The organism is Massilia sp. Root418 (genome assembly GCF_001425265.1).
In the GTDB taxonomy this organism is placed as follows: domain Bacteria; phylum Pseudomonadota; class Gammaproteobacteria; order Burkholderiales; family Burkholderiaceae_D; genus Rugamonas.
Genome location: NZ_LMEC01000026.1, coordinates 328,173 through 353,599, shown reverse-complemented (window position 1 = coordinate 353,599; position 25,427 = coordinate 328,173). Strand labels below are relative to the sequence as shown.

General features: G+C 67.6%; 24 protein-coding genes. 14 read left to right on the top strand and 10 right to left on the bottom strand.

Going from position 1 to position 25,427, the window contains the following annotated elements; genetic code table 11:
- Positions 1-69: 69 nt before the first annotated feature.
- A complete protein-coding gene (gene ppc / locus ASC94_RS30080) occupies positions 70-2,934 on the bottom strand; it encodes a phosphoenolpyruvate carboxylase (protein ID WP_082616938.1) in 2,865 nt (954 codons plus the stop codon).
- Positions 2,935-3,029: 95 nt separating this feature from the next.
- On the opposite strand from ppc, the gene hemC reads away from it, so the two are divergent.
- The 5 genes from hemC to ppa all read left to right on the top strand — a co-directional run bounded on the left by hemC (position 3,030) and on the right by ppa (position 7,985).
- Entirely contained in the window at positions 3,030-4,103 is a 1,074-nt protein-coding gene (hemC, locus tag ASC94_RS30075) for a hydroxymethylbilane synthase (RefSeq protein ID WP_373888143.1), read from the top strand.
- 22 nt (positions 4,104-4,125) lie between these two features.
- Positions 4,126-4,899 (top strand): uroporphyrinogen-III synthase, encoded by a 774-nt coding sequence (locus ASC94_RS30070; protein WP_056404952.1) that lies wholly within the window; start codon positions 4,126-4,128, stop codon positions 4,897-4,899.
- Positions 4,896-6,104, top strand: a complete 1,209-nt coding sequence (locus ASC94_RS30065) for a uroporphyrinogen-III C-methyltransferase (protein ID WP_056404951.1) — start codon at positions 4,896-4,898, stop codon at positions 6,102-6,104. Before ASC94_RS30070 ends, ASC94_RS30065 begins: the two co-directional genes overlap by 4 nt.
- 3 nt (positions 6,105-6,107) lie before the next feature.
- The gene (locus ASC94_RS30060) at positions 6,108-7,304 is read left to right on the top strand and encodes a heme biosynthesis protein HemY (protein ID WP_056404949.1); all 1,197 of its coding nucleotides are present in this window, start codon (positions 6,108-6,110) and stop codon (positions 7,302-7,304) included.
- Between the two features lie 138 nt (positions 7,305-7,442).
- Positions 7,443-7,985: an inorganic diphosphatase gene (ppa, locus tag ASC94_RS30055; protein ID WP_056404946.1), complete on the top strand. Its 543-nt coding sequence runs from the start codon at positions 7,443-7,445 to the stop codon at positions 7,983-7,985.
- A 96-nt stretch (positions 7,986-8,081) separates the two neighbouring features.
- Here the strand turns inward: ppa and ASC94_RS30050 are convergent, their stop codons facing one another.
- From ASC94_RS30050 to ASC94_RS34210, 5 genes are all read right to left on the bottom strand, one after another.
- On the bottom strand, positions 8,082-9,260 hold the full coding sequence (locus tag ASC94_RS30050; RefSeq protein ID WP_200955855.1) for a DUF1624 domain-containing protein: 1,179 nt from the start codon (positions 9,258-9,260) through the stop codon (positions 8,082-8,084).
- Between the two features lie 8 nt (positions 9,261-9,268).
- Complete coding sequence (locus ASC94_RS30045) at positions 9,269-11,443, bottom strand: TonB-dependent siderophore receptor (protein WP_056404943.1); 2,175 nt, start codon at positions 11,441-11,443, stop codon at positions 9,269-9,271.
- Positions 11,440-12,666 (bottom strand): GTP-binding protein, encoded by a 1,227-nt coding sequence (locus tag ASC94_RS30040; RefSeq protein ID WP_056404941.1) that lies wholly within the window; start codon positions 12,664-12,666, stop codon positions 11,440-11,442. Before ASC94_RS30040 ends, ASC94_RS30045 begins: the two co-directional genes overlap by 4 nt.
- Before the next feature lie 92 nt (positions 12,667-12,758).
- Positions 12,759-13,184: a Fur family transcriptional regulator gene (locus tag ASC94_RS30035; RefSeq protein WP_056404938.1), complete on the bottom strand. Its 426-nt coding sequence runs from the start codon at positions 13,182-13,184 to the stop codon at positions 12,759-12,761.
- 89 nt (positions 13,185-13,273) lie between these two features.
- Complete coding sequence (locus ASC94_RS34210; RefSeq protein ID WP_307718858.1) at positions 13,274-13,345, bottom strand: four-helix bundle copper-binding protein; 72 nt, start codon at positions 13,343-13,345, stop codon at positions 13,274-13,276.
- A gap of 509 nt (positions 13,346-13,854) precedes the next feature.
- On the opposite strand from ASC94_RS34210, the gene ASC94_RS30025 reads away from it, so the two are divergent.
- The 4 genes from ASC94_RS30025 to ASC94_RS30010 all read left to right on the top strand — a co-directional run bounded on the left by ASC94_RS30025 (position 13,855) and on the right by ASC94_RS30010 (position 17,296).
- Positions 13,855-14,520, top strand: a complete 666-nt coding sequence (locus ASC94_RS30025; protein WP_056404935.1) for a 3-oxoacid CoA-transferase subunit A — start codon at positions 13,855-13,857, stop codon at positions 14,518-14,520.
- The gene (locus ASC94_RS30020) at positions 14,520-15,161 is read left to right on the top strand and encodes a CoA transferase subunit B (RefSeq protein WP_056404933.1); all 642 of its coding nucleotides are present in this window, start codon (positions 14,520-14,522) and stop codon (positions 15,159-15,161) included. The genes ASC94_RS30025 and ASC94_RS30020 overlap by 1 nt, the downstream gene beginning before the upstream one ends.
- An 11-nt stretch (positions 15,162-15,172) precedes the next feature.
- Positions 15,173-16,375: a 3-oxoadipyl-CoA thiolase gene (gene pcaF / locus ASC94_RS30015; protein WP_056404930.1), complete on the top strand. Its 1,203-nt coding sequence runs from the start codon at positions 15,173-15,175 to the stop codon at positions 16,373-16,375.
- A gap of 135 nt (positions 16,376-16,510) precedes the next feature.
- Positions 16,511-17,296: a TlpA disulfide reductase family protein gene (locus ASC94_RS30010; protein ID WP_157201648.1), complete on the top strand. Its 786-nt coding sequence runs from the start codon at positions 16,511-16,513 to the stop codon at positions 17,294-17,296.
- 5 nt (positions 17,297-17,301) lie between these two features.
- Here the strand turns inward: ASC94_RS30010 and ASC94_RS30005 are convergent, their stop codons facing one another.
- The gene (locus ASC94_RS30005; protein WP_056404926.1) at positions 17,302-18,489 is read right to left on the bottom strand and encodes an MFS transporter; all 1,188 of its coding nucleotides are present in this window, start codon (positions 18,487-18,489) and stop codon (positions 17,302-17,304) included.
- Positions 18,490-18,605: 116 nt separating this feature from the next.
- On the opposite strand from ASC94_RS30005, the gene ASC94_RS30000 reads away from it, so the two are divergent.
- The gene (locus tag ASC94_RS30000; RefSeq protein ID WP_056404924.1) at positions 18,606-19,124 is read left to right on the top strand and encodes a helix-turn-helix domain-containing protein; all 519 of its coding nucleotides are present in this window, start codon (positions 18,606-18,608) and stop codon (positions 19,122-19,124) included.
- Positions 19,111-19,497, top strand: coding sequence for a hypothetical protein (locus ASC94_RS29995; protein ID WP_056404922.1), 387 nt, complete (start codon positions 19,111-19,113; stop codon positions 19,495-19,497). Before ASC94_RS30000 ends, ASC94_RS29995 begins: the two co-directional genes overlap by 14 nt.
- A gap of 30 nt (positions 19,498-19,527) precedes the next feature.
- On the opposite strand, the gene ASC94_RS29990 is transcribed toward ASC94_RS29995, so the two are convergent.
- Positions 19,528-19,728, bottom strand: coding sequence for a DUF3606 domain-containing protein (locus ASC94_RS29990; protein ID WP_056404921.1), 201 nt, complete (start codon positions 19,726-19,728; stop codon positions 19,528-19,530).
- 83 nt (positions 19,729-19,811) lie between these two features.
- Positions 19,812-20,942, bottom strand: coding sequence for a GNAT family N-acetyltransferase (locus ASC94_RS29985; protein WP_056404919.1), 1,131 nt, complete (start codon positions 20,940-20,942; stop codon positions 19,812-19,814).
- Between the two features lie 130 nt (positions 20,943-21,072).
- Here ASC94_RS29985 and ASC94_RS29980 point away from each other — a divergent pair, with 130 nt between their 5' ends.
- The 3 genes from ASC94_RS29980 to ASC94_RS29970 are packed head-to-tail and all read left to right on the top strand — an operon-like array spanning position 21,073 to position 24,611.
- A complete protein-coding gene (locus ASC94_RS29980; protein ID WP_162251463.1) occupies positions 21,073-22,092 on the top strand; it encodes an acyltransferase in 1,020 nt (339 codons plus the stop codon).
- A gap of 49 nt (positions 22,093-22,141) precedes the next feature.
- Positions 22,142-24,217, top strand: coding sequence for an NAD(+) synthase (locus ASC94_RS29975; RefSeq protein ID WP_056404916.1), 2,076 nt, complete (start codon positions 22,142-22,144; stop codon positions 24,215-24,217).
- A 55-nt stretch (positions 24,218-24,272) separates the two neighbouring features.
- On the top strand, positions 24,273-24,611 hold the full coding sequence (locus tag ASC94_RS29970; RefSeq protein ID WP_019922031.1) for a P-II family nitrogen regulator: 339 nt from the start codon (positions 24,273-24,275) through the stop codon (positions 24,609-24,611).
- A 27-nt stretch (positions 24,612-24,638) separates the two neighbouring features.
- On the opposite strand, the gene ASC94_RS29965 is transcribed toward ASC94_RS29970, so the two are convergent.
- A complete protein-coding gene (locus ASC94_RS29965; RefSeq protein ID WP_056404914.1) occupies positions 24,639-25,265 on the bottom strand; it encodes a trimeric intracellular cation channel family protein in 627 nt (208 codons plus the stop codon).
- Positions 25,266-25,427 lie beyond the last annotated feature (162 nt).

Below are 25,427 nucleotides of genomic sequence, written 5' to 3'. Positions count from 1 at the left end.
CGCAGCAAACGACAGCGCCGCCCGGTGTGAACCGGGCGGCGCTTTTTTTTTCGCCAGTGTCAGCCGGTGTCAGCCGGTGTTGCGCAAGCCGGCCGCCACGCCGTTGATGGACAAATGGATGCCGCGGTGTACGCGCTCGTCCACCTTGCCCGGCTCGTGCGCCACCGAGCGGTGGCGCTTGATCAGCTCCACCTGCAAGTGGTTCAGCGGGTCCAGGTAGGCGAAGCGGTTCTGGATCGAGCGCGCCAGCAGCGGGTTGCCGGCCAGGCGCTCGCTGGCGCCGGTGATGCGCTCCAGGCAGGCCAGCGTGGCCGCGTGTTCTGCGGTGATGCGCTTGAAGATGCGCTCGCGCAGTTCGGCGTCCTGCACCAGCAGCGAATAGCGCGAGGCGATGGCCAGGTCGGTCTTGGCCAGCACCATGTCCATGTTCGACAGCAGGGTGGCGAAGAAGGGCCACTGCCGGTACATGGCGCGCAGCTGCTCCACGCGGGCGTTCTCGTCGCCGGCGGCGATCCAGGCGCCGATGGCGCTGCCGAAGCCGTACCAGCCCGGCAGCAGCAGGCGGCACTGGCCCCAGGAGAATCCCCACGGAATCGCCCGCAAGTCTTCGATGCGGCGGGTGGACTTGCGCGAGGCCGGGCGCGAGCCCAGGTTGAGTTCGGCGATTTCGGCGATCGGCGTGGCAGAGAAGAAGTAGTCGGTGAAGCCGGGCGTTTCGTAGACCAGGTTGCGGTAGGCGTGGTAGGCCAGGTCGGAAATCTCCGCCATCACCACCTCGAAGCCGGCCAGCTGCGCGCGCTGGGCGTCGTCCGCCGCCGGCGGCATCAGGCTGGCCTCCAGCGTGGCGGCCACCAGCAGTTCCAGGTTGCGCCGGCCGATTTCCGCGTTGGAGAACTTGGAGGCGATGATTTCGCCCTGTTCGGTCAGGCGGATCTGCCCGTTGACGGTGCCCTTGGGCTGGGCCAGGATGGCTTCGTAGCTGGGGCCGCCGCCCCGGCCCACGGTGCCGCCCCGGCCGTGGAACAGGCGCAGCTTCACGCCGGCCCGGGCGAATACGTCCACCAGTCCCAGCTCGGCTTTGTACAGCTCCCAGTTCGAGGTGAGGAAGCCGCCGTCCTTGTTGGAGTCCGAGTAGCCCAGCATGACTTCCTGCAGGCCGCCCTGGGCGTCGATCACCCGGCGCACCAGCGGCAGCGCCATCAGGCGCTCCATGATGCCGGCCGCCCGCTGCAGGTCGGGGATGGTTTCGAACAGCGGGATCACCATCAGGTCGGCGGTGCTGCGCTCGCCATCGGCATGCAGCAGCCCGGTTTCCTGCTGCAGCACCAGCACCTCCAGCAGGTCGGACACGGTTTCCGTGTGCGAGATGATGTAGTTGCGGATGGCGCGCGCGCCGTAGCGCTGGCGGATTTCGCGCGCCGCGCCCAGCACGGCCAGCTCGGAGCCGGTTTCCTCCGAATACGTGATATAGGGCGAGTACAGCAGGCGGGGCTGGGCCAGCTCGGCCAGCAGCAGTTCCACCTTGGCTTCCTCGTCCATGCCCGCGTAGTCGGGCGCCGCGCCGGCCTTGGCGAACAGCTCGGCCAGCACGCGCTCGTGCACGTCCGAGCTCTGGCGCATGTCCAGCGAGGCCAGGTGGAAGCCGAAGATGTCGGCCGCGCGCCGCAGCGTGGACAGGCGCGGGTGCACCAGCACCGCCCCGTGATGGGCGTTGAGCGAATCGATCAGGACCTGCAGGTCGGCCGCGAAGCCGCCCGCGTTGTCGTAGGGCTCGGCGTGGCCCACTTCCTTGCGCAGGATATTGGCCGCGCCCAGCGCACGCGCGGTGGCGGCCAGGCGCGCGTAGATGCCGATCAGGGCGCGCCGGTATGGCTCGTCGCTGCGGTGGTCGGAGGTGTCGGTGGAGTTGTCGGCCAGCAGTTGCAGCGCGGGCGTGCAGCCCACCATCAGTGTCGACACCGACAGCTCCGCGCCCAGCGTGTGCGTCTCGTCCAGGTAGAAGTCGAGGATGGTGGTGGCATGGCGCGCCAGCGCGTGGCGCGCGGTGGCGGCGTTGACATTGGGGTTGCCGTCGCGGTCGCCGCCGATCCAGCTGCCCATCTGCACGTAGCACGCGGCGATGGCGGGCGCGGCCGGCGGCGCCGGCTCTGAGCCGGGCGCCTGCGCGGCGTTTTGCGCAGCGTATTGCGCGGCGATGTCGGCTTCGATGTCGTCGTACAGGCCGGGCAGCTCGCGCAGGAAGGTGATGCGGTAATAGGACAGCGCGTTCTCGATCTCGTCGGCCACGGTCAGCTTGGTGTAGCGCAGCATGCGGGTCTGCCACAGCGTGGCCACGCGGGCGCGCAGCAGGTGCAGGTTGGCGGCCTGTTCCTTGGGCGTGAGCGGCAGGTCGCGCTCGGCCAGCAGGCGCGCGATGTCGTGCTCGGCGTCCAGGATGGACTTGCGCTGCACCTCGGTGGGGTGGGCGGTGAGCACCGGCGAAATCAGCGCGTCCTCGAAGAAACCGGCCACGGTGGCCTGGTCCACGCCGGCGCCGGCCAGCTTGCACAGCGCGTAGCTCACGCTGCCCTGCTGCGGCCTGGAGCCGGCCAGCAGATGGGCGCGGCGGCGGCGGATGTGGTGCTGGTCCTCGGCGATATTGGCCAGGTGGGAGAAGTAGGAGAAGGCCCGCACCACGGTGATGGTCTGTTCGCGGGTGAGGATTTTCAGCATGCCGTCCAGCTCTTTGGCGGCGCCCGCGTCGGCTTCGCGGCGGAAGCGCACGGCGGTCTGGCGGATGGTTTCCACCACCGCGTACACGTCCTCGCCCTCCTGGGCGCGCAGCACGTCGCCCAGCAGGCGGCCGAGCAGGCGGATGTCTTCCTTCAGGGGCGCATCCTTGTCGGCGCTGGCGGTTGCTTCTGCCGCTGGTGCTGCTGTATTGCTTTCAACCATGGTATATGCCCTATGCATGATTCTCGAATGGGGCGCGCATGATAAAATTTGGGGTCGAACAATTTGTCACATGCACGCTAGCGAAAGAACAGGCTTTGAATACTTCCGAATTGGCTCAAGAGCTTCCAACCCGACTGGTGATCGCTTCGCGCGAGAGCCGCCTTGCCATGTGGCAGGCGGAGCACGTGCGCGCGCGGCTGTCGGCTTTATATCCGCAGTGTAGCGTAGAAATTCTGGGCATGACCACGCGGGGCGACCAGATCCTGGACCGCACGCTGTCCAAGGTCGGCGGCAAGGGACTGTTCGTGAAGGAGCTGGAAGTGGCGATGGCCGAGGGCCGCGCCGACCTGGCGGTGCACTCGCTGAAGGACGTGCCGATGGAGCTGCCGCAAGGCTTCGCGCTGGCCGCCGTGCTGGAACGCGAAGACCCGCGCGACGCGTTCGTCTCCAACGACTACGCCTCGCTGGACGAATTGCCGGCCGGCGCCGTGGTGGGCACCAGCAGCCTGCGCCGCCAGTCGCTGATCGCGGCGCGCTATCCGCAGCTGGTGATCAAGCCGCTGCGCGGCAACCTCGACACCCGGCTGGGCAAGCTGGACCGGGGCGACTACGCGGCCATCATCCTGGCCGCCGCCGGGCTCAAGCGCCTGGGCCTGCCGCAGCGCATCCGCGCGCTGCTGGAGCCGGAAACCAGCCTGCCGGCGGCCGGGCAGGGCGCCATGGCGATCGAGATCGCCGAGCGCAGCGACGGCCTGGACCTGATGCGCCTGCTGGCGCCGCTGAACCACCTGGCCACCGCGCAGGCCGTCACGGCCGAACGCAAGGTGTCCAAGGTGTTCGGCGGCAGCTGCCAGGTGCCGCTGGCCGCCTACGCCACCGTGGAGGGCGGCCAGATGCATCTGCGCGCCATGGTTGCCACCCCGGACGGCGCGCGCATGGCCAGCGCCGAAGTGCGCGGCGTGGCCGCCAGCGCCGAGCAGCTGGGGCAGGACGTGGCCGAGCTGCTGCGCGGGCAGGACGCCGTCGCCATCCTGGCTTCCTGCCTGGCCGATGCCGCCGCCGCCGATGCCGCCGCTGCCAATCCGCAGGCCGCGCCGCAGCCCGGCAGCCCGGAGGATATCGCGTACACGCAGCCCGGCGAGCCGACCGGCGGCCGGTCCGGCGTCTGACGCGCGGCCCCGCCAGCACCGGATGCCCGCCACCGTCATCATCACCCGTCCCTACGCGCAGGCGCAGCCGCTGGCTGCGCGCGTGGCTGCGCTCGGCCGTCCGGTTGAAGTGCTGCCCCTGCTGGAAATTGCGCCGCTGGCCGACGACAGCCTGCTCAAGGCCACCCTGGCGCAGCTGTCCAGCTACGCGCTGGTGGCGTTCGTGTCGCCCAACGCCATCGACGCCGCCTTTGCCCATATCGCGGCCTGGCCGGCGGGCGTGACGGCGGCCGTGGTGGGCGAGGGCAGCCGCGCGGCGCTGGCCGCGCACGGCGTCACGGACGCCAACGCGCACATCGCCAGCCCGGCCAACCCGGCGCACGCGGACACCGAACACCTGCTGCAGGCGCTGGACCTGCACGCGCTGCGCGGCGCGCGGGTGCTGATCGTGCGCGGCGAGAGCGGGCGCGAACTGATGGGCGACGCCTTCCGCGCCGCCGGCGCCGACGTCACCGTGGTGGCGGCTTACCGCCGCAGCACGCCGGTGCTCACGCCGGCGCTGAGCGCCACGCTGGAGCGCCTGCTGGCGCGCCCGGCCGATTGGGTCATCACCAGTTCCGAGGCGCTGCGCGGCCTGCTGCAGCTGGCCGGGCAGTTGCCCGGCGGCCCTGACGCCGTTGTAAAGTTGCAACAACAGCATTTAATTGTCCCCCACGCCCGTATTGCCCAAACGGCAAACGGGCTGGGCTTCCATAGCATCACGCAGACAGGATCAGGCGACGAACGCCTGCTGGCCGCGTTACAATCACGTCCATGAACGATTTGCCTACGAAACCCGACCCCGCCGATCCCGCAGCGCAGCCCGACGGTGCGGACAAGCCGGCCTTGCTGACGGCCAGCCCGGCCGCCGGTTCCGCCGCCGGTCCCGCCTTCAGCGCTGCCGCCGGCGCCGGCACCCCCCTGCAACGCCCGCTGACCATCGCCGTCATCGTGCTCGGCATCCTGCTGGCCGCGCAGACCTGGTCCTCGCACAACCAGATGCGCAACCTGCGCGAGGAAATGGCGCGCCGCCTGCAAAAGGGCGACACGGTGAACACGGAAACGGGCGCGCTGGCGCGCTCGGTGCAGGAAACGGCCAAGGAACTGCAAATCAAGGTCGGCCTGCTGGAAAGCCGCCAGACCGAAGCCCAGAGCCAGCAACTGGCCCTGGAGCAGCTGTACCAGGACCTGTCGAAGAACCGCGACGAATGGGCGCTGGCCGAGATCGAGCAAGTGCTGTCGACCGCCAGCCAGCAGCTGCAGCTGGCCGGCAACGTGCCGGGCGCGCTGATCGCGCTGCAAAACGCCGACCGCAGCCTGTCGCGTTCGGACAAGCCGCAATTCATCACCATCCGCCGCGCCATCGCCAAGGACACCGAGAAGCTCAAGGCGCTGCCGAGCGTGGATTCGGTCGGCCTGGCGCTGCGCCTGGACAACGTGATGGCGCAAGTGGACACGCTGCCGATGCTGGCAGACGAAAAGCCGACCCTGCCGGCCGCGCCGGAAAGGAAAGTGCGCGCCCCCGCCGCCAAGCCGGCCGTTGCCGCCAAGGGCGGCAAGGCCGCCAGGGACGCCAGCGTGCCAGCCGAGGAGGGCAGCCCATGGCTGCACCAGGCCCAGGACGTGTGGAACAGCTGGAGCAGCGAAATGTGGACCGACGTGCGCCAGCTGATCCGCGTGCGCACCGTGGACACGCCGGATGCGCTGATGCTCTCGCCCAGCCAGGCTTACTTCCTGCGCGAGAACCTCAAGCTGCGCCTGCTGAACGCGCGCATGGCCCTGTTGTCGCGCAACGAGACCGCCTTCCGCAGCGACCTGATCGCCGCCCAGGAAGCGCTCAACAAATACTTCGATACCCGCGCCAAGACCACGCAGACCGTGCAGGCGCTGCTGCGCCAGGTGCAGGGCAGCAACCTGGCCATCGAAATGCCGACGCTGGCCGACAGCCTGAACGCCGTGCGCAACTACAAAGCGAAGCCTTAAGCCATGCGTTTCTTCCTCTGGTTACTCGCACTGATGGCGCTGGCCATCGGCGTTGCCGTGACGGCGCGCTTCAACCCGGGCAATGTGGTGCTGTTCTATCCGCCGCACCGCATCGACCTGTCCCTGAACCTGTTCGTGGTGATGATGCTGGCGCTGTTCGCGCTGCTGTACCTGGTGATCGGCGCGCTGCGCAGCACCATGCAGATGCCGGGCCGCGTGGCGGCCTACCGCCAGCGCAAGCGTGAGCGCGACGGCAACAAGGGCCTGCGCGACGCGCTCAAGGCCCTGTTCGAAGGCCGCTTCGGCCACGCCGAGAAGGCCGCGCTGCGCGCCTCCGAGCTGCCGGAAAACGCCGGCGTGGCCGCGCTGATCGGCGCGCGCGCCGCGCATCGCATGCGCCAGAACCACCGCCGCGACAACTGGCTGGCCCAGACCGCCGGCGACAGCGCGCTCAAGACCGCGCGCCTGATGACCATGACCGAGCTGCTGGTGGACGACCACCAGCCGGAAGCGGCGCTGGAAGCGGTGCGCGAACTGAACGCCAGCGGCACGCGCCACATCCACGCGCTGCAATGGTCGCTGAAAGCCCAGCAGCAGGCCAAGAACTGGCCGGAAGTGCTGCGCCTGGTGCGTTCGCTGGACAAGCACAAGGCGCTGCACCCGGCGCTGTCGGCGCGCCTGCGCGAACTGGCCTATGACGACCTGCTGTCGGACAAGGCGCACGACGCCGAATCGGTGCAGCGCGTCTGGTCCACCGTGCCTACCGCCGACCGCCTCAAGCCGTATGTGGCTTGCCGCGCCGCCGCCGCCATGAACGCGCGCGGCCTGCACGACGCGGCGCGCGTGGTGGCCGAGGAAGCGCTGGCCGCCAACTGGGACGACCGCGTGGTGCGCGCCTACCGCGACGCGGCCGCGCCGGCCGGCACCCCGGCGCTGCTGGCGCAGATCGAGCACTGCGAGCGCTGGATGCAGCAGCGCCCGACCGACGCCGAACTGGCGCTGACCCTCGGTTCGCTGTGCCTGAAGCAGAAGCTGTGGGGCAAGGCCCAGCGCTACCTGGAGCAGGCCCTGTCGGACGCGGAAGACTCGCGCATGGTGCGCGAATCGCACCTCAAGCTGGCGCAGCTGCACGAAGCGCTGCAGCAGCCGGAGGAGGCCGCCAGCCACTACCGCCAGTGCGCACTGGCCACCATTCTGTAATCGCCCAGGCCCGTCTCCCGCGACGGGCTTTTTTCCGCCCGGCTTCCTGCTGCGGCGCACAAGTGCTGTCCACTTCGCTATAATTACGCGGTTAGACTTTTCTTAAGCAATTGACCAGCATAGCAAACCGAGGAAAATATGAGCCTGAATAAAGTACCATCCGGCCGCGACGTGCCGAACGACTTCAACGTGATTATCGAAATCCCGATGAATGCCGATCCAATCAAGTACGAAGTGGACAAGGAGTCGGGCGCGATTTTCGTCGACCGCTTCATGGGCACCGCGATGCACTACCCGTGCAACTACGGCTACGTGCCGAATACCCTGTCCGACGACGGCGACCCATGCGACGTGCTGGTCATCACCCCGTTCCCGCTGATCCCTGGCGTGGTGGTGCGCTGCCGCGCCATCGGCGTGCTGAAAATGTCCGACGAAGCCGGTGAAGACGCCAAGGTGCTGGCCGTGCCGGTGGACAAGGTACTGCCGATCTACAAGCACTGGCAGAAGCCGGAAGACCTGCAAGACCTGCGCCTGCAGCAGATCCAGCACTTCTTCGAGCACTACAAAGACCTGGAGCCAGGCAAGTGGGTGAAAGTGCAAGGCTGGTACGGCCCGGAAGAAGCCAAGCAGGAGATCCTGAACGGCGTGGCCAACTACAACAAGGAAAATCCGGAAGGCTAAGCGCCTTCGGCATTCCCTGCTGCCAAGATATGTCAAGGAAGCACCCGTGCCGCGAGGCCGGGTGCTTTTTTTTCGCGTGACAGGATTTTTCGCCGGTTAGAAATACTTGAGCCAGGCGATGCCGCTGCTGCGCTTGACGCGGCCGAACCAGCGCGTGGGCAGGTAGAGCAGGACGGCCAGCAGCGCGCTGGCCAGCCAGATCTGCCACACGGCGTTGAATTCATGGCGGCCTTGCTGGTGCAGCGCCGCCGCCGCGCGCTGCAGGGCCAGCAGCGCATACAGGTGCAACAGGTAATAGAACAGCGGCGCGCCGCCGAACACGGCGCACACCTGGGTCCAGGCCCGGGCTGCCTGTCCCGCCGGCAGTTCCAGCAGCGCCAGGACCAGCAGGCCCGTGCCCAGCGTGAGCAGCAGGAAGTCCAGCGAGGGCGGGTACTTGGTGAAGTTCAGGAAGGACATAACGCTGTGCAGCGCGTCCGCCCCCTGGGCCCAGGGCTGCGCTTCCCCGTAGAGATTGAAGCCGCGCAGCACCAGCAGTGCGGCCAGCGCGGCGCAGCCGGCGCCCAGCAGCAGGCGCGCACGGTGCTGCGGCGCCATCGCGCGGGCGTACAGCGGCCCGGCTGCGTAACCGAGCAGGATCACGCCTATCCAGGCCAGCACCGGGTAGCTGACGCGCACCCGGACCGGACCGTCGTTCACCAGGTAACCGCGCTGCTCCAGCACCGTCCACAGCATGGCGCCGGCGCCGCCCGGCTCGAAGCTGCCGCCGAAAGCCGCCGCCAGTTGGGCGGTGGTGGGCAGGGCATTGTGGCCGGCCACGATCAGCGCGCCTACGGCAGCCAGCCAGCGCAGCGGCAGCCGGTGCAGCGAGGCCAGCGCGATCATGGACAGGCCAATGGCCCAGATCACCTGCAGGTACAGCACCGGCCCGGGCCACTTGCCAAACCAGGCGAAATTGATCACCAGCAGTTCCAGCAACAGCAGCAGGGCGCCGCGCTTGAGCAGGAAGCCGGTGGCGCTGCGCTGGCCGCCGGGCGGATGCGCATACAGCCAGGCCGCCAGGCCGGTCAGGAACACGAACAGCGGCGCGCAGAAATGCGCCGCCAGGCGGGTGAAGAACAGCGCGGGCGGCGTGCCGGCGGCGTCCATCGGATCGCCGACTTGGTGCTGCAGATAAAAGGTTTCGCGGACGTGGTCCACCGTCATCAGCAGCATGATCATGCCGCGCAGGATGTCAATCGCGGCCACGCGGCCGCCGGTCAGGGATTGGTTCATGTTCGGATTCAGAAGCGGTAGGACAGTGTGGCGGTCACGGTGCGTTCCGCGCCCGGCGCCACCCATAGCTGGCTGTAGGCGCTGGCATACCAGACGCGGTTGAACAGGTTGTCCACGTTGAGCGAGACGCGCAGCCGGGACGTGGGCGAGTACGCCGCCAGCAAGCGCGCCGTGGTGTAGGCCGGCAGCCGGAAGCCGGTCGATGCGGCCACGTCGCCCAGCCGCTCGCCGGCGTAGTTCATGCCAGCGCCCAGGGTCAGGTCGCCGCCACCACCGCCACCACCACCGCTGCCACCGTTGCCGCCGCCAAGCCGCAAGGTCTGCGCCAGCAGCACGCTGGCGCTGTGGCGCGGCACGTTGGGCAGGCTGCTGCCGGTGCGGATGGTGTTGTCGCCCTTGGTCACGCTGGCGTCGGTGTAGGCGTAGGCGCCGGACAGCCGCAGGCCCGCCGCCAGCTCGCCGGACACGTCCAGCTCCACGCCCTTGCTGGCCACTTCGCCGGCCGGGATGGCGAAGTCCGTGTTGAGCGGATTGGTGGTCAGCACGTTCTTCTTGGCGATGCGGTACAGCGCCACAGTGGCGTTCAGGCGGCCGTCCAGCGTGTCGGCCTTGGCGCCGATCTCGTAGGCGCGGCTGGACTCTGCCGGGAAGGCCTGGTTCTCCAGGCTGATGCCGCTGTTGGGCCGGAAGCCCTTGGCTGCGCTGGCGTACAGCGACACGGCCGCCAGCGGCTGGTATACGAGGCCCACGCGCGGGCTGGTGGCGCTCAGCGCCTGCTCGTTGCTGGCCACCGTGCGGCGGTTGATCACATGCTGGCGGTAACTGTCGCGACGCACGCCCAGCAGCGCCTGCCACTGCGCACCCAGCACAAGCTGGTCCTGCAGGTAGACCGCGTGCGCGCGCTGGTGCTCCACGGTATTGATGGACAGCGCCAGCGGGTCGGCAGTGGTGCCGTACACCGGCACGAAAATGTCGATCGCGTAGGGATTCGCGGCGCCCGGATTGCGCCGCAGCTGCAGGCGCTCGTCGTCGAAGCGGTAGCCGTCCACGCCGAACAGCAGGTTGTGGACCACGGCGCCGGTGGCGGCGCGGCCCAGCAGTTCAACGCGCGCCGAGCGGTCGGTGGCGGAGAAGTCGCGGTAGCGGCGCTGGCGGCGCAGGGTGCGGCCGTCGGCCAGCAGGTTGTTCGCCTCGCTGGAATAGCCGGACAGCGAACTGTCGCGGTAGGACAGGCCGCTTTGCAGCGACCACGCCGGCGACAGTTCGTGCTGCACGAACAGCTGCTGCCCCAGCGACTTCACCGCCATGGCACCGTCGCGCGGCTCGCCGAGGAAGCGCGACACCGGCACCGCTCCCAGCTTGCCGTTCACGGCCAGCACGCCACGGTCGAACGGTGTGGCCTGGCGCGCCGCTTCCACTTCGTAGGACAGCGTGGTGGCCGGGCCGATCAGCCACAGCAGCGATGGCGACAGGAAGCTGCGCTCGCTGTGCAGGGTATCGCGGAAGCTGTCGCCTTGCTGGTGGGCCGCGTTCAGGCGGTAGGCCACGGTCTCGCCCAGCGGGCCGGCCAGGTCGGCGGCGGTGCGCCAGGTGCGGTGGCTGCCGGCTGACGTCTCCACGCTGTACTGGGGCGTGAAGCGTGGCTTGCGCGTGAGGATGTTGACAGTGCCGCCCGGATCGCCGCGCCCGTACAGGGCGGACGACGGCCCCTTCAGGATTTCCACCGACTGCGTGCCCGCGATATCGCGCATGCCGTTGTAGCCGCGGCTGGAACTGAAGCCGTTCACCATGTAGTCGGAACCGAAGTTCGGGTCGCCGGTGAAGCCGCGCATGGCGTAGCTGTCCCACAGGCCACCCAGGTTGCTCTGCTGCGCAATGCCGCTGGCCAGTTCCAGCGCCGACGAGAGCGAGGTGGCGCCCGCGTCGCGCAGCAGGTCGGCAGTGAGCACGCGCACGCTCTGCGGCAGATCCTGCAGCAGCGCGTCGGTCTTGGTGGCGCCGGCTACGCTCAGGCTGCGGTAGTTCTGGCGCTGGGCACTGATGACGACGCTGCCGGCTGCAGGGGCCGCAGCTGCGCCGATGTCTGCGGTTTCAGCCGCGTCCGCGCCGTCTGCGAGCACGGCGCCCGGCGCCATGCTGGCCGCCAGCGCGGCGGCAATCGCTGTCTGCTTCATGTGCTTCATGCTTCCTCGCGCTCCCATTCCGGGAACGGGTCTTCCAGGCCGCGCCAGCCCGCCATGCCGGCCGCCAGTTCGGCATCCGTCAGCAGCGACGTTTCGAAGGCGCGCTCGATGGCGGCGCGGTCGAGCGCCTGGCCGATGAACACCACTTCGTTGACGCGGTCGCCGAACGGCTCCTGCCAGGCAGCTTCGATCTCGGCGCGCTGCGGATCGCCCTTCGGCGGCCAGCGCTCCCTGTCGCCTGCGGCCCACCACTGGCCGACCGGCTCCACGCTCGCGATGCGGCCCGCCAGCGAATAGGCCACCGCCCAGTCGGGCCGGGTGGCGAACCAGACGTATCCCTTGGCGCGCAGCAGGCCGGGGAAATCGCGGCCCAGGTAGGCGTCGAAGCGCTCGGGATGCAGCGGGCGGCGCGCGCGCAGCACAAAGCTGGAGATGCCGAATTCCTCGGTCTCCGGCATGTGTTCACCCGCCAGCGCGCGCGCCCAGCCGGCCATGCCGCTGGCGCGTTCCAGGTTGAACTTGCCGGTGCCGAGAATGCGCCTGAGCGGCAGGCGTCCGCGCTCGGCAAAGGCCAGTTCGGCGGCCGGGTTCAGGGCGATCAGCGCCGCCTGCACCTCGGCCAGCTCCGCCTGCGTCACCAGGTCGGTCTTGTTGATGACGATGACGTCGGCGAACTCCACCTGTTCCGCCAGCAGCGAGGGCAGGGTGCGTTCGTCGCCTTCGCCGGCGGTTTCGCCTCGGCTGGACAGGAAATCGGTGCTGCGGTAATCCGGCAGGAAGCTGCGCGCGTCCACCACCGTCACCATGGTGTCGATGCAGGCGATGTCGTTCAGCGATTCGCCCTCTTCGGTGCGGAAGTCGAACGTGGCGGCCACCGGCATCGGCTCGCCAATGCCGGTGGACTCGATCAGGAGGTAGTCGAAACGGCCTTCGGCGGCCAGCTTGCGCACCTCCAGCAGCAGGTCTTCGCGCAGCGTGCAGCAGATGCAGCCGTTGCTCATTTCGACCATGCGCTCGTCAGTGCGCGACAATGAGGCGCCCGCGCTGGCGGTGCCGGAGGCGATGAGCGCGGCGTCGATATTGACTTCGCTCATGTCGTTGACGATGACGGCCACCCGCAGGCCTTCACGGTTGGCGAGTATGTGGTTCAGCAGGGTGGTCTTGCCGGCACCGAGAAATCCGGACAGGACGGTGACGGGCAAGCGGGTGTCGTTGGCGGGCATGAGAGGGGATCCATTAATGCAAGAGAGTTGCAATAATAGATTGGCTGGGCAGTAAACGCAACTCAATTGCATTTAAGTGCAAAAAAATGCGCTTACTTCTTGCTGCAGCGTGGGCAGATGCCTTTGATGAGGAAGTCGACTTCCTCGCTGACGAAACCTTCCGGCATTTTCACGCGGCGCGGCAGCGGCACGTCGTTGAAGCAGGTGACGGCGTCGCAGCTGTTGCACTGGAAATGCGCGTGCTCGTGGTTCTGCTGGCCGGCACCGGCGGAAAAGCGCCACACCTGGTCGGCGCCGGCGATGCGGTGTGCCAGGCTGTTTTCGGTCAGCCATTCCAGCACCCGATACAGCGTTACCGCATCCAGCGGCTCGCCGGGCAGGTGGTCGTGGATTTCATGGTGCGTCATCGCCTCTTTCTGCTTGAGCAGGAAGGCAAGCACCCGGGTGCGCGGCTGGGTCAGGCGCGCCCCGGTGTCGCGTATCAGCGATTCGGCTTGGGCAGTATAGGTTTGCGGCATGAGGTGTGCGGCATGAAGCTTGCGGCATGGATGGGCTGGATGGTCAGCCGCATTTTAGCACGCACACCGGCGGCCGATCAGGCGGCAGATCAGGCGGCCATGGCCTGGCAGGCTTGGGCGCAGCGCCGGCATGCGTCGGCGCAGGCCTGGCAATGGTCCATCTCATGGGTGCCGCATTCCTCGCCGCAGGCTGCGCATATTTCCCCGCACAGCTTGCACATCGCAGGCGCGAAGCGGCTGCCCCTGCTCATCAGGGCGGCCGCCAGCCGGCACGCCTGGGCACAGTCCATGTCCAATGCAATGCACTTTGCCATGGCCTTGACGTCCTGCTCGGCAAGGCAGGAGGCGGCGCAGTTGTCGCAGGCGGTGGCGCAAGCGTTGCACGCGTCGATGCAAGTTTGATAGCTCTGCTGGTTCATGGTGTTCTCCTCGCAGATCGGTTCAGAGCGGAACAGTGTAGCGGGGAGCCTCCGGCAGCATGCACACGATTCCGCGAGGAAGGGGGCGTTTCCCGTATCGCAGCCAGCCCCTGTCAAGCAGGACGGGGGCGTTGGCGCAGCCGCGTGCGCCCGGCAAGCGTTTTTCGCTTGACCTCGGCCGCAAAACGCCGATATTATTGGTGTGCGGTAATCAATCATTTGTTCGATAGTCGAACAAACTAGGAGTCAGCATGATAGACAAGACATACGAATCCCTGCAGCGCGCCGTGGCCGACGTGCATGACGGCGCCACTGTCATGATCGGCGGTTTCGGCAACGCGGGCATGCCGTCGGCGCTGATCGACGCGCTCATAGAGCAGGGAGCGCGCGAGCTCACCATCGTCAACAACAATGCAGGCAACGGCGAAACCGGCCTGGCCGCGCTGCTCAAGGCGGGCCGGGTGCGCAAGATCATCTGCTCCTTCCCGCGCCAGGCCGACTCGCAGCATTTCGACGCGCTGTACCGCGCCGGCAAGATCGAACTCGAACTGACCCCGCAGGGCAACCTGGCCGAACGCATCCGCGCGGCGGGCGCCGGCATCGGCGGCTTCTTCACGCCCACCGGCTACGGCACGCTGCTGGCCGAGGGCAAGGAGACGCGCCTGATCAATGGCCGCCATTACGTGCTCGAAGCACCCATCCACGCGGACTTCGCCCTGATCAAGGCGTTGCGCGGTGACCGCTGGGGCAACCTCGTGTACCGCAAGACGGCGCGCAATTTCGGCCCCATCATGGCCATGGCCGCCAAGACAACTATCGCCCAGGTGCAGGAGGTGGTGGCACTGGGCGAACTGGACCCCGAAGTCATCGTCACGCCCGGCATCTTCGTGCAGCGCGTGGTCAAGGAGAATGCATAATGCAGCGCTATACCCGAGACCAGATTGCTGCCCGCGTGGCGCAGGATATACCCGAAGGCGCCTACGTCAACCTTGGAATCGGCCTGCCGACCAAGGTGGCCAACTACCTGCCGGCCGAGCGCGAAGTGTTCCTGCATAGTGAAAACGGGCTGCTCGGCATGGGTCCTGCACCCGCCGAAGGCGAAGAAGACGAAGACCTGATCAACGCCGGCAAGCAGCCGGTGACGCTGCTCACCGGCGGCGCCTATTTCCACCACGGCGATTCCTTCGCCATGATGCGCGGCGGCCACCTGGACGTGTGCGTGCTGGGCGCCTTCCAGGTGTCGGCCGGTGGCGACCTGGCCAACTGGCACACCGGCGCGCCCGACGCCATTCCCGCGGTTGGCGGCGCCATGGACCTGGCGATCGGCGCCAAGCAGGTGTTCGTGATGATGGACCACCAGACCAAGAGCGGCGAGAGCAAGATCGTCCCGCAATGCAGCTACCCGCTCACCGGCGTCGCTTGCGTCAACCGCATCTACACCGATCTGGCCGTGCTGGACGTGACCCCGGCCGGGCTGGTGGTGCTTGAAATGGCCGAAGGCCTGAGCTTTGACGAACTGCAGGCCGCCACCGCCGCGCCGCTGTTGCGCCCCCAATAGAGGAATCGACCATGCAAGACGCATACATCTGCGACGCCATCCGCACCCCGATCGGCCGCTACGGCGGCGCCCTGAAAGACGTGCGCGCCGACGACCTGGGCGCCATGCCGCTGCGCGAACTGATGCGCCGCAACCCTTCCGTCGACTGGCGCGCGGTGGACGACGTGATCTACGGCTGCGCCAACCAGGCCGGCGAGGACAACCGCAACGTGGCGCGCATGTCCTCGCTGCTGGCGGGGCTGCCGCTGGAAGTGCCTGGCTCCACCGTCAACCGCCTGTGCGGTTCCGGCATGGATGCGGTGGGCACGGCTGCCCGCGCCATCCAGTCCGGCGGCGCCGGCCTGATGATCGCCGGCGGCGTCGAGTCGATGACGCGCGCGCCCTTCGTAATGGGCAAGGCCGATGCGGCCTTTTCGCGCAGCGCCGCCATCTTCGACACGACCATAGGCTGGCGCTTCCCGAACCGCGTGATGAAGGAGCTGTACGGCACGGACGCCATGCCGGAGACGGCGGAGAACGTGGCAGACGATTACGGGATCAGCCGCGCCGACCAGGACCGCTTCGCGCTGGCCAGTCAGGAGAAAACAGCCCGCGCCCAGCGCGACGGCCTGTTCGCGGACGAAATCGTGCCGGTGCTGATTCCGCAGAAGAAGGGCGATCCGCTGCGCTTCGAGCAGGACGAGCATCCGCGCGAGACCACCATCGAGGCGCTGGCCAGGCTCAAAGGCGTGGTGCGGGCGGACGGCAGCGTCACCGCCGGTAACGCCTCAGGCGTGAACGATGGCGCCTGCGCGCTGCTGCTGGCCAATGCCGACGCGGTGAAGCAGTACGGCCTCACGCCGCGCGCCCGCGTCCTCGGCATGGCCACGGCGGGCGTGGCGCCGCGCGTGATGGGCATCGGCCCCGCGCCGGCCACGCAAAAGGTGCTGCGGCAGGTGGGGCTGACGCTGGCGCAGATGGACATCATCGAACTCAATGAAGCCTTCGCTTCGCAGGGCCTGGCCGTGCTGCGCGAACTGGGCCTGCGCGACGACGATCCGCGTGTCAATCCGCTGGGCGGCGCCATCGCGCTGGGCCATCCGCTCGGCATGAGCGGCGCGCGCCTGGTGACCACCGCCGTGTACCAGCTGCAGCGCACCGGCGGCCGCTACGCGCTGTGCACCATGTGCATCGGCGTGGGGCAGGGCATCGCCATCGTGATCGAGCGCGTGTAGCCGCGCCCCGCCTGCCATCCTCGCGCGCGCCGGCCGGCGGCGCGGCGGCTTTCCGGTCCCCGTGCTATCGTGCGGCTGGGCGGATTGATGCCGGTTGATGCCGGTTGATGCCGGTGGACGAAACGGGGAGCGCGGGTGTTTTCAGTAAATTTGGGGCCGCTGGTCCTGCAAGCCAGCCATCTGCTGCTGGCGCTGGCCTTCGGCATCGCCGCAGGCGTAGGCTACCTGGTGGGCCGCAAGAACAAGGTGAACGTCACCGGCATATTGCTGGACATGGCACTGGCCGCGCTGGTGGCGGGGCGCATCGCCTTCGTCGTGCTGCGCTTCGATGACTTCCGCAGCGCGTCCTGGTGGGCGGTGTTCGACTTCCGCGACGGCGGCGGCAACTGGCCTGCCGCCATCATTGGCGCGCTTGCGGTAGCCGTCTGGCGCTGCTGGGGCAAGCCGCAGCTGCAGGCGCCGCTGGGCGCCGGCCTGGTTGCGGCGGTGTTCGCGTGGGACATGTCCGGTTCGGCCATCGCGCTGCGCAGCCCGCAGGGCGCTGCCGCGCCGGCCGCCATCCGGCACTACGCCGCCGGCAAACCCATGGTGGTGAACTTCTGGGCCAGCTGGTGCCCGCCGTGCCGGCGCGAGATGCCGGTGCTCGCCAAAACGCAGCAGCAGCGCAGCGACGTGGCCTTCGTGTTCATCAACGAGGACGCCGAGGCGGCGGCGGGGCAACGCTTCCTAACCGAGCACGGATTCACGGTCGTCAACACGGTGCACGATGCGGATGCCGGGATCGCGCACGCGGTGGGCGCCTCCGCCTTCCCTACCACGCTGTTCTACGGCGCGGACGGCAAGCTGGCCAGCCTGCACATCGGCGAACTGTCGCAGGCCTCGCTCAACGCCTACCTCGAAAAGATCGCCGGTCCGCGCTAGTCCTCCTAACCGGCGGTGGCGCCCACTGCCGGCGCACGGACGTGGGCCTGTTCCTTGCTGATCAGCCTGTCCGCCAGCCATGCCATCACCAGGCCGGTGGCCAGCAGGGCCGCGCCCACCAGGCCGATGTGGTGCCGGTCGAGCAGGCCGATGCTGGCTGCGCCGATGACACCGGCGGCCGACACGCCAACATAAAGCGCCGCCGAGTTCAGCCCCAGCAGCAGCGGTGCGGATGCGGGAGCGAGGCTGATCAGGCGGTGCTGCTGCGGCACGATCAAGCCCCAGCCGCACAGGCCCCAGACCACGATGGACAGGGCCGCGCTCCAGAGGTGGGCAGTGGCCCAGGGCAGCAGCGCGAAATTCACGGTGGCGGCGGCCAGCGCGCCGTAGATGATGGCGCGGCTGCCGTAGCGGTCGGTCAGCTTGCCGGCGCCCAGGTTGCCGACGGTGGCGGCCAGGCCCCACAGCAGCAGCAAGCCGGCCAGCACGTCCGGCTTGCCGCCGGTGACGCGGTCGAAGCTCACGCCGATGTAGGTGTACACCGCGAACAGGCCGGAATAGGCGGCCAGTGTGGTCAGCAAAGTCAGCAGCACCCGGCTGTCCTTCAGCGGCGCCAGGCGCTGGCGCAGGGTGACGGCGGGCAGGGCGGGGATGTGGGGCAGCAGGGCGTACACGGCCGCGCCGGCGGCCACGCCCACGGCGGTGACGAACCACATGGTGCCGCGCCAGTCGCCCAGGCCGCCGATGAAGGTGCCGATGGGCGAACCAAGGGCGGTGGCGCTGGTCAGGCCGGCAATCACGACGGCCAGCGCGTGGGCGCGCTTCTCCGGCGGCACCAGGGAGGCGCCGGCTGCCGTGGCGGTCGGGCTGAACATGGCCGCGCCCAGGCCGGCAAGCAGGCGGCTGGCCAGCACCCATTCGATGGTGGGCGCCAGCGCCGTGATCAGGTTGCCGGCCACGAACACCGCCAGCCCGGCCAGCAGCAGGCGCTTGCGCGGCCAGTGCGCCAGCATGGCGGCGATCACCGGCGATAGCAGCGCGTAGCTCAGCGCGTACAAGGTCACCATCTGGCCGGCCACGCCGATGGACACCCCAAGCGACTGCGATACCTGGGGAAGAATGCCGGCCACGACAAAGCTGTCGGTGCCGATGGCGAACATGCCGGCTGCGAGCACGATCAGACGACGATCCATGATGCTACTCCTTTAACTATGTAACTGTGCGTGCCCTGGTGGGCGGAATTTTAGTTTCATGATGAAACTTAGCAGATAAAGTTGCGTGACGCAACTAATAGATTTAGAATCGTCCCATGCAACGTAAAACTTTCGACGGCATGAACTGCTCCATCGCCCGCGCACTCGACCAGGTCGGCGAGTGGTGGAGCCTGCTGATCATTCGCGAATGCACGCTGGGCACCACACGCTTCGACGAGTTCCAGGAACGGCTGGGCATTGCCCGCAACATCCTTACCAGCCGGCTGAACCGGCTGACCGAGCTGGGGATATTGGAAAAATCCGCGCTGGAGGGGCAGGAGCGCCGCCAGGGCTACCGGCTCACGCCCAAGGGCGAAGACTTGTTCCCGGTGCTGGTGGCCTTGCTGCAATGGGGCGACAAATGGACGCCCGGGCCGGATGGCGGCTCGGTGCGCTATGTGGATCTGGCGTCCGGAAAAGCACTGGCGCCGGTGGTGCCGCGCGCGGACGACGGCCGCGTGCTGGGCTTCCGCGACGTGCGCATGCTGCCCGGGCCGGGTGCGACCGAGTCCACCCTGGCGAGAATCGATGCCCGCAATCACGCGGTACTGGGAGAGAACAATGCAGCTGATTGATTTTGCGGCACTGAAGGAATTGGCCGTGGCCTCGGCTGCCGTGACGGTGAAGTGCAGCTGCAGCAGCGTGCCGCTGCTGGCGTGGCAGAGCCTGCCGACCTCGCTGGAGCTGGAGCAGCTGGAAGAGGTCGGCACGCTGGTCGAAGACCCGTACGACGAGCCAACTTTCAAGGAATACCATCCCAACGGCACGCGCTACGAGAGCGCGGAGGCGCCGATTGCGCCGCGCTATTTCCCCGCCAATCTGAGCCAGGTGCTGCGCTGCCGGACCTGCGGCCGCCACTTCCTGCGCTACAACGAGGCGGGCGGCTACTTCACCGAGCTGCGCATGCGCGCCCTGCGGCCCGAATTGCTGGTGGACGCGGCGCTCTAGCGCGCAAGGCCCGGCGGCTGCGGTGGCGGATCAGCCCTGGTGACCCTCGTGGATGGGCCGCCCCAGCGCCGCCCGCACATCCTTGGCGCACGGGCCGACGCGCGCGATCAGCTGGCGCAATTCCGCTTCTGGCAGGCCGAATTCATCGGTCCAGTACCGCACTTCCTGCGGTTCATCCAGCACGATCACGGCGCGTTCCTGCGCTTCCTGCATTTTTTGTACGTCCGACATGATGCGCTCCTTTGCATTGCCAATGCGCCATGATGGCGCAGTTCGCGCCGCGCCACGGTGCGCTTGCTAACGCTGCCGGCGTGCTAACGGAAGGGATTGCGCTCGTTGAGCTCGCTGATATAGTCGTCGATGCCGCCGCTTTCGCGCTCCAGGAAGCGTTCCACGGCGTCGGCGAAGGCGGGGTGGGCCAGCCAGTGGGCGGAGCAGGTTTTCTGCGGCAGGAAGCCGCGCGCCATCTTGTGCTCGCCCTGCGCGCCGCCTTCAAAGGTGGCGATGCCGTTGGCGATGCAAAATTCCAGCGGCTGGTAATAGGCCGTCTCGAAGTGCAGGCAGGGCACGTGCTCGTCGGCGCCCCAGTAGCGGCCGTAGAGCGTGTCTTCGGTGTGGATCACCAGCGAGGAGGCGATGGCGCGGCCGGCGCGTTCGGCCACCACCAGCAGGATGTTGCCGGGCATGGTGGCACCGATGCGCTGGAAAAAGTCCAGGTTCAGATACGGCGAGGAGCGGTGCTCGGCGTAGGTATTCGAATAGCAGCGGTGGAAGAAGCGCCAGTCTTCGGCGCTGGCGTCGTGGCCGCGTATCTGGCGCATGGTGACGCCGGCCTCGCGCACCTTGCGGCGCTCGGCGCGGATGTTCTTGCGCTTCTTGTGCTCCAGCGTGGCCAGGAACTGTTCGAAGTCGGCGTAGCCCTGGTTCAGCCAGTGGAACTGCACGCCGCTGCGCAGCATGAAGCCGGCCTCGTGCAGCTGCATGGCCTGGTCTTCCGGCGGATACAGGATGTGGGTGGACGAGATGTCGGCCGACTTCTGCTGCGCCTTGAGCAGCGCTACCAGGGCCGCGCGTGCCTGGCCGTCGCGCGCCAGCAGGCGGCTGCCGGTCACCGGCGTGAATGGGATGGCCGACAGCAGTTTCGGGTAGTACTCGATGCCGTTTCGGTGGTAGGCGTCCGCCCAGGCCCAGTCGAACACGTATTCGCCGTAAGAGTGGGCCTTCACATAGAGCGGCATGGCGGCGGCCAGCTCGTCGCCGTCCCACAGCGCCAGGTATTGCGGCTGCCAGCCGGTCTCGGCGCTGGCGCTGCCCGACTCGTGCAGCGCATGCAGGAAAGCATAGGACAGGAAGGGATTGGTTTCGCCCTGCGCCGCCAGCAGCGCGCTCCAGGCGGCTTCGCCGGCCTCGGCGAGGGAAGAAATGACATCGGGGCGGTAGCTCATGGGCCCATTTTACGCAAATTCCGCGATCGGGGTTCCTTGCCGGGGTCGCCTGATCTTGCGGCAGCTGTGTTATTGTAAAGACAAGCTGGTAAAAACAATAATCTTTCCATTCGCCCGCCGGGAGTCCGTGATGCGCAACCTTCGACTCGACGTTGCACGCGGTTTGCTGATGCTGTACATCATCGTGGCGGTCCACGGCGCCTACTGGCTCGGCGTCGGCACCGGCGCTGGCGAGGCCAGATCCTGGATGCTGTTCGAGATGCCTTGCGTGTTCTTCGTTTCTGGCTATGCGTACGCGCTGTCGCTGCGCGCCGGCGGAGCGGCGGAGGGCGCGCAGTACTACTTGGCATACATTGCCGGCCGGGCAGTGCGCATTCTCGCCCCGTACTGGCTGTACGCGGCGGTGTGCCTGTGTATGCTGTTCCTGAAGGGCGGCGCCAGCGCGGCCGCCGTTGCCGCCTGGCTGAATCCGCTGCAGTTCGGGCAGGGCCACACCTTCTTTGTTTTGAACGCCCACCTCTGGTTTATCGCGCCCTACCTGGGCGTGGCCATGCTGATGCCGGCGGCGGCCCGCGCCGTCGGGCGCAGGCCGCCCGCGCTGGCCGCGCTGATGCTGCCCGGCGCGCTGCTGATCCTGGCGGCGGACCTCACGCTGCACACGGAGCTGGGCAAGAACGTGCTCACCTACGCGGTCTGGTCCGTGCTGGGCTATGCGGCCGGAGCCGGTGGCGCGGGCCTCACGCGCGCACGCTGCCTGCAGCTCTTTGCGCTGTGCTGCGCGATGCTTGCCGCAGCATGGTCGCGCGGCTGGATCTCGCTGGATATGCAGGCCAATAAATTTCCGCCCAATCCGGCCTTTTTCCTGTTCGGGCTGGCCTGGTTCTGCGTCTGGTCGGTGGCGGCGCGCTTGGCGCCTGAGTCTATGCTGGAGCGGCTGCGCGCGGCGGCCTGGTTCCGCCCTTTCGTTGAGCACGGCTACTCGCTCTATCTGTGGCAAGGACTGGGCTACACGCTGGCGCGCTACGTCGGCAACCGCGTCGATGCGCCGCTGGCGCTGGTGTGGGTGCTGGCGATCCTGTTCACCGTGGGCCTGGGGATGGCGGCGGCGCCGATGGAGTCGCTGCGGTTTTCCGGGCAAGCAAAACGCTGACCGGCGGCCCGGTGCTAAAATCCTCCTATCCATAGAGGAACACGCCCATATGCCGCATCCATTTTTCAATCTGTATTCCCATGACTTCGCGCGCTTGAGCGTCGCCGTGCCGCGCTGCCGCGTGGCCGATCCGGCATATAACGCCGCCGAAACCGTCAAGCTGGCCAAGCAGGCCGCCGCCAAGGGGGCAGCGCTGGTGGCGTTCACGGAGCTGGGTATCTCGGCCTACACCTGCGACGATCTGTTCCACCAGCGCGCGCTGCTCGATGGCTGCCTGGCCGGCTTGCAGACGGTTGTGGAGGCGTCCGCAGCCATCGACGCGGCGCTGATTGTGGGCGTGCCGCTGCGCGTGGACCACCAGCTGTTTAATTGCGCGGTGGTGCTGTCCGGCGGCCGCATCCACGGCGTGGTGCCGAAATCGTACCTGCCGAACTACGGCGAGTTCTACGAGGCGCGCCAGTTCAGCGCGGGCGACGAGGCGGTGTCCACCGAGGTGACGCTGCTGGGCCAGACCGTGCCTTTCGGCGCAGCGCTGCTGTTCGAGGTCGCCAATGCGGCCACCGGGCTGCCGCTGTTCAAGTTCCACGTCGAGATCTGCGAGGACGTGTGGGTGCCGATTCCGCCCTCATCCTTCGCCGCGCTGGCGGGGGCGACGGTGCTGGTGAACCTGTCGGCGTCCAACGTGGTGGTCGGCAAGGCGGACTACCGCCACCAGCTGGTGAGCCAGCAGTCGGCGCGCTGCCTGTCGGCTTACCTGTATTCCTCGGCCGGGCGGGGCGAGTCCACCACCGACCTGGCCTGGGATGGCCAGGCGCTGATCTACGAGAACGGCGAGCTGCTGTCCGAAGCCGAGCGCTTCCAGGACGAGTCGCACCTGATCTACGCGGACGTGGACCTGGAACGCCTGTCGCGCGAGCGCATGCGCCAGACCACATTCGGCCAGTCCGCGCGCCGCCACCGCGAGGAGGTGGCGGCCTTCCGCACCGTGCGCCTCGCGCTGACGCTGCCCTCGCAGCCGGTGCTGGCGCTGGAGCGCAACGTGGCGCGCTTCCCTTACGTGCCGTCCAATCCGGCCCTGCGCGACAAGCGCTGCAACGAGGTGTACAACATCCAGGTACAGGCGCTGGTGCAGCGCCTGTCGTCGTCCGGCATCAAGAAGGTGGTGATCGGCATTTCGGGCGGGCTCGATTCCACCCACGCGCTGCTGGTGTGCGCGAAAGCCATGGACCGCCTGAACTTGCCGCGCACGAATATCGTCGGCATCACCATGCCGGGCTTCGCCACCAGCGCGCGCACCTTGCTGCAGGCGCGCCAGCTGATGGAGTTCGTAGGCTGCAGCGCGTCCGAGATCGACATCCGCCCCAGCTGCATCCAGATGATGAAGGATATCGGCCATCCGTTCTCGGAAGGCGAGCCGCTGTACGACATCACGTTCGAGAACGTCCAGGCGGGCGAGCGCACCAACCACTTGTTCCGGCTGGCGAATTTCCACAACGGGATCGTGATCGGCACCGGCGACCTGAGCGAACTGGCGCTGGGCTGGTGCACCTACGGCGTGGGCGACCATATGTCGCATTACAACGTCAACGCCAGCGTGCCGAAGACGCTGATTTCCCACCTGGTGCGCTGGGTGGCCGAGAGCCGCCAGTTCGGCGAGCGCGATTCGGCGGTGCTGCTGGCCGTGGTGAACACGGAGATCAGCCCGGAGCTGGTGCCGGGCAAGGCCGATGCGGCGGACGACGGCGCGCCGGCGCAAATAACCGAAAGTGTCATCGGGCCATACGAATTGCAAGACTTCAACTTATACTACACGCTGCGCTTCGGCTTCGCGCCATCAAAAGTGGCGTTCCTGGCCCATGCCGCGTGGAGCGACCGCAGCATTGGCGGCTGGCCGAACGAGGCGCACGTGGTGCGCAATCAGTACGAAATGAAGGATATCAAGCGCAACCTGGGCATCTTCCTGCGCCGCTTCTTCCAGACCAGCCAGTTCAAGCGCAGCTGCGTGCCGAACGGGCCGAAAGTGGGATCGGGCGGTTCGCTGTCGCCGCGCGGGGACTGGCGCGCGCCCAGCGATTCGGAATCCGTCGTGTGGCTGGAGGACTTGAAGTCCGTGCCGGAGGAATAAGCGCAGGGTAGGTTAAAAGTAAGCGCGCATAACGATTTACATTTAGGAGAATCCAATGAAACAAATCACCGCAGTGATCAAGCCGTTCAAGCTGGACGAAGTGCGCGAAGCGCTGGCCGAAGTGAACGTCACCGGCCTGACCGTGACGGAAGTGAAGGGCTTCGGCCGCCAGAAGGGCCACACCGAGCTGTATCGCGGCGCCGAATACGTGGTGGACTTCCTGCCGAAAGTGAAGGTGGAGGTGGTGGTGGACGACGGCGTGGCCGAGCAGGTGGTGGACGCCATCATCAAGGCAGCCCGCACCGGCAAGATTGGCGACGGCAAGATCTTCGTGCAGAACGTGGAGCAGGTGATCCGCATCCGCACCGGCGAAACCGGCCCGGACGCGGTGTAATCGCCGGGCCGCTGCAGGCCCCCGGGCTTAGTGGCGGCCGAGCCGCATGTCGAATTTCCAGGTCAGCAGGCGCATGACGGTGATCGCCATGGCGCTGGACCACAGGGCGAAATCGTCCGAGACGGACGTTTTCTGCATCACGATGTACATCCAGCAGCCGATGAAGGCGCAGATGGCGTAGGGTTTGCCGTCGCGGAACACCATCGGCACTTCGTTGCAGACGATGTCGCGCAGCACCCCGCCGAAGATCCCCGTAATCACTCCCATCATGGCCGCGATGAAGACCGGCATATTGGCTTGCTGCGCCTGCGACACGCCGGCAATGGCGAACAGCCCCAGGCCAACCGCGTCGGCCACCACGATCACGCGTTCTGAAACGATCTGGCGCAGGGTGCGGATCAGCGGCGTGGCGATCAGGGCCAGCACGAAGATGAGGATGGCGTATTCCTGGTGCTGCACCCAGAACAGGGGACGCTTGTCGAGCAGGATGTCGCGCAGGGTGCCGCCGCCGAATGCGGCGATGAAGGCGACCGTGAACACGCCCACCAGGTCCATGCGCTTGCGCCGTGCTTCAATGAAGCCTGAAATCGCCCCGACCAGGATTGCCACGACTTCGATGATGGTGATCAGGGAGACGTGCGGGATAAGCTTCATTTAACTGTGGGATTGGCAAAGTTGCTAATTCCAACAGGTTAACATGCGATAGCGACTGCGTGTAGGGGAATTTGGCGGCGGCTCGGCGGCTCGGCGGGTTACGCGGCGTTGCCGCTAACCCGCCCTACAGGGAGCAGGTGTCGGAACGTAGGGCGGGTTAGG